The sequence below is a fragment of the Aerococcus sp. 1KP-2016 genome (genome assembly GCF_002252085.1).
Lineage (GTDB): Bacteria > Bacillota > Bacilli > Lactobacillales > Aerococcaceae > Aerococcus.
This window is the reverse complement of the sequence record NZ_NEEY01000096.1, coordinates 1-1,677: the sequence shown is the minus strand read 5'-3', so window position 1 is coordinate 1,677 and position 1,677 is coordinate 1. Positions and strand designations below refer to the sequence as shown.

The following is a 1,677-nucleotide window of genomic DNA, read 5'->3' as shown; positions in this document are numbered from 1 at the left end:
ACCTGAATAATTCATAGCTTTAATTCTTTGGCACATTTTATTGAAATATGTATCACTAATATCCCTATCAACTGATTTTGACTAAAAAGTTACTTCAAACATTCACTGTTCAAAAATATTGAGGAATAAATTTTGGGTGTAAGGCATTTTGAGCATACTTCTCCCTGGATAACTTCCCAGTAAAAAAATCGTTAGATTGTTGGATTAGAGCCATTGACTGGCTCGCCTCAGGCGAGCAAAGACCCTGTAGAATTCATTCTGATACACATGATAACTAGATAATTTGAGATAGACTCGTCTACCCGTTTGGACTAATTTCCCAGCAACTTTCAGAAACTTCAATCGAATAGAATGAATGGTCATTCCCTTTTGGACTTCTTCAAAGCCAATCGTTCTTAAGAAGTTGACTAAGTTGTAAGCTATCAAGCTGAGCATCATTCGGACATGATTCTCCAAAAAGCGAGGACTGTCTGTTTTGTCAAAGTAAAAGCCAGCTTTCGCTTCTTTAATGAAGTTCTCCATTGTGCCACGTTTGGCATAGATAGAAAAGATGGTATCAGGAGAAACATTTTCTGATAGATTTGTCACGATAAATTCATGTCGAAAGAGTAGTTCGCCCGCTTCACGTGTTGAGCGTATACACACGCGACGACTTTGTGACCAGGATTGTGCTTGATAAGTGGTCGAGAAGTACTGAACTTCTCGTTCTTCCCACTTTTGATTATCGCCATAAAGTACTGATTTCTCAGCTATTTGACCTAGTCTACGATTGTTCTTCAGTCGAATAACATAATGACTCTTTTTTGATTCACACGAATCATACACACCAGGTGTAGCGAACCCGCTGTCTCCACGAACCAAGATGTCAGTGTTTGGTAGAGAGTGATTATAGTGCTCTAATAAAGGTGTGAGAAACTCCTTTACGCCTTTTGATGTATATTGATTTCCTGAACGTAGTTCAGCTTTTAAGAAGTCACCAGTCAATCCGTCAAAAGCTACCAATGGATGGTAACCATAGGTTTGGTAGTGTGTATTATAATTCGTTTGTTCTTGGTGACCAAATGTATCTGAATGGGTCGAATCTAAATCAATGATTAATTCCGTATCATTACGGATGAGGCGTGCTTTATCGATAAGTTCTTGGTTCAAAGCTTGAAGTTCATGGATATTCTCCTCAGATAGTCGATCTAAAAATCGGGAAAGCGAAGATTGAGAAGCGAGTTCTTTCCTATCTAAAACAGCTTTAAACACAGGATCTTGTCTCAGGAGATTAGCTGCAGAATCAGCTGAGTAACCAGCAATTAATTGCATAATGAACTGCTCAAGTATGGATAAGTTGTCATGAGTAAAATACGCTCGTTCGTCTTCAATGTGAATGTGTTGCTTAGCCAGTTCAGAAAAACCAAAGATGTTCATCAGCTCTTTCACTAGGACGAGACCCGAATCACTCGATAATTGACCACCTGTATGAGAAATAGTGATATTTGAATTGAATTTTACTTGGTTTTTGTGTAAGCTAGTCATGAAAAGAACTCCTTTCTTTTGGTTGGTTTAGTCACTTTAACCATAGCAGAAAGGGGTTCTTTTTTCATCACTTAACGGGTGAAGATGAAAAAGTAATTGTAAGCTGCCGTGAGGCAGTTTCACATGGTTTTAATTAAAAGTATGAATTATTCA

The 1,677-nt window shown here is 38.0% G+C and carries 1 protein-coding gene; it reads right to left on the bottom strand.

What is annotated here, in order from left to right:
* Positions 1 to 204 precede the first annotated feature (204 nt).
* Positions 205 to 1,524 (bottom strand): IS1380-like element IS1678 family transposase, encoded by a 1,320-nt coding sequence (locus tag B9P78_RS09480; RefSeq protein ID WP_094519181.1) that lies wholly within the window; start codon positions 1,522 to 1,524, stop codon positions 205 to 207.
* Between the last annotated feature and the right edge of the window lie 153 nt (positions 1,525 to 1,677).

What these genes read in the sequence shown, in the direction of transcription:
- B9P78_RS09480 (WP_094519181.1), bottom strand. Translation starts at nt 1,524, where the DNA reads ATGACTAGCTTACACAAAAACCAAGTAAAATTCAATTCAAATATCACT.